General features: G+C 43.5%; 1 protein-coding gene and 2 pseudogenes. All 3 read left to right on the top strand.

What is annotated here, in order from left to right:
• Window positions 1–110, top strand: a pseudogene (locus ACFING_RS09765) (P-type conjugative transfer protein VirB9); the annotation flags it as partial.
• A gap of 27 nt (window positions 111–137) precedes the next feature.
• Window positions 138–1,316: a type IV secretion system protein VirB10 gene (gene virB10, locus ACFING_RS09760; RefSeq protein ID WP_375630764.1), complete on the top strand. Its 1,179-nt coding sequence runs from the start codon at window positions 138–140 to the stop codon at window positions 1,314–1,316.
• Window positions 1,317–1,333: 17 nt separating this feature from the next.
• Window positions 1,334–1,449, top strand: a pseudogene (locus ACFING_RS09755) (P-type DNA transfer ATPase VirB11); the annotation flags it as partial.

Below are 1,449 nucleotides of genomic sequence, written 5' to 3'. Positions count from 1 at the left end.
GAAAAAACGTCCTATGCGTCTTTAACGAAGCCTATCAACCAAAAGGCACAAATCCAAATACCGGAACAACCTCACCATCTGTTGAACGTAAAATTGCATCAGATCTTTAAATAAGCGGGAATTGAAGGGGACAACACATGAGTGATAAACCAATCATCGAAGATCGCGGATCTATTGGGGATGGCAAAAACAATAGCGCCAAAACCGCCGGCAAAAAAATAGTTGTCGCAATCGCCTGTATAGGAATCTGCGGCTATGTGCTCTGGAACATCTTATCCACTCCCACAGAACAAAAAGACACCGCAAAAGCTCATAAAAAACAAGCACAAAACTTTCACAATTCCCTCGCCCCTTTAGAGCTCGCGCCCTCTGACCCGCGTGCAAACATAGCGCCAATAACCTTACCACCCCCACAACCACTCGCACAAGAACCCAAAAAAGATGACCCACTACTTGATGCCGCAAGACGTGCCCCTGTTCTCGCTTTTGCCAAAGGCTCTAAATCTCAATTAAAAGACATCGTCAACACGACTCTCAACCCCTTTGAAAAATTCCATGCCCTTGAAAATCTCGCGAATGCGCAAAATTCTCCTGCCCTTCAAGACACACAAAATTTTGCAACCCTATTAAAGCCTACCACAACAGAAGAAGCAAAAGCAAAAGCAAAACTCATCGGCAATAGAAACTTTATCATCGCCATGGGAACCTCTATTCCCTGTATCTTAGAAACCGCATTAAACAGTGAGCAACCAGGCTTTGCAAGCTGCATCATCAACCGTGATATCCTCTCTGACAATGGGCGCGTTGTTTTGCTTGATAAAGGAACCCAAGTGATTGGCGAATACCGCGGAGGAATAAAACAAGGTCAATCTCGCCTCTTTGTGCTCTGGACAAGAGCAAAAACCCCAACCGGTGTCATCATCGACCTTGCCTCACCCGCAACAGACAGTTTAGGAAGAGCTGGTTTTGATGGCAACATCAACACCCATTGGTGGGAACGCTTTGGCTCTTCCCTTTTACTCACCGTTATTGATGGTGCCACAACAGTTTTAACAAATAAAATAGTAGGCAATTCCAATAAAGAAGGTTCAAACAACTCTGGAGGCGGCGGTTTTCAAGGCGCAAACAACACTGGAAAAGAGGCCGCCAGTATTGCTCTTGAAAATCAAATCAATATTCCTCCTACCTTAGAAAAATTTCAAGGCGAACTCGTCAACATTTTCGTAGCAAAAGATCTCGATTTTTCCTCTGTCTATAAACTAGTCGTAAAGAGCAAAAGAAACCGCTCTACTCCCAGCTATTCCTTTTTTCATTAAGCCAATAAAGTCACATTATGCCATCAGCAAAAAATGCAGAACGCGCCTCCATCGTCTTAACAAAATTAAAGATCTTAGATGACTTCCTCAATGATGAAAATTTATTTGAAATTGTTGTCAATCGCCCTGGCGA

This window comes from Bartonella sp. AP150HLJHH (assembly GCF_042196385.1).
Taxonomy (GTDB): domain Bacteria; phylum Pseudomonadota; class Alphaproteobacteria; order Rhizobiales; family Rhizobiaceae; genus Bartonella.
Note: the sequence above shows the minus strand (reverse complement) of the source record. Positions and strands in the feature narration are given on the sequence as shown.

Coding starts and splice junctions, on each gene's coding strand:
- virB10 (WP_375630764.1), top strand. CDS start 138: ATGAGTGATAAACCAATCATCGAAGATCGCGGATCTATTGGGGATGGC.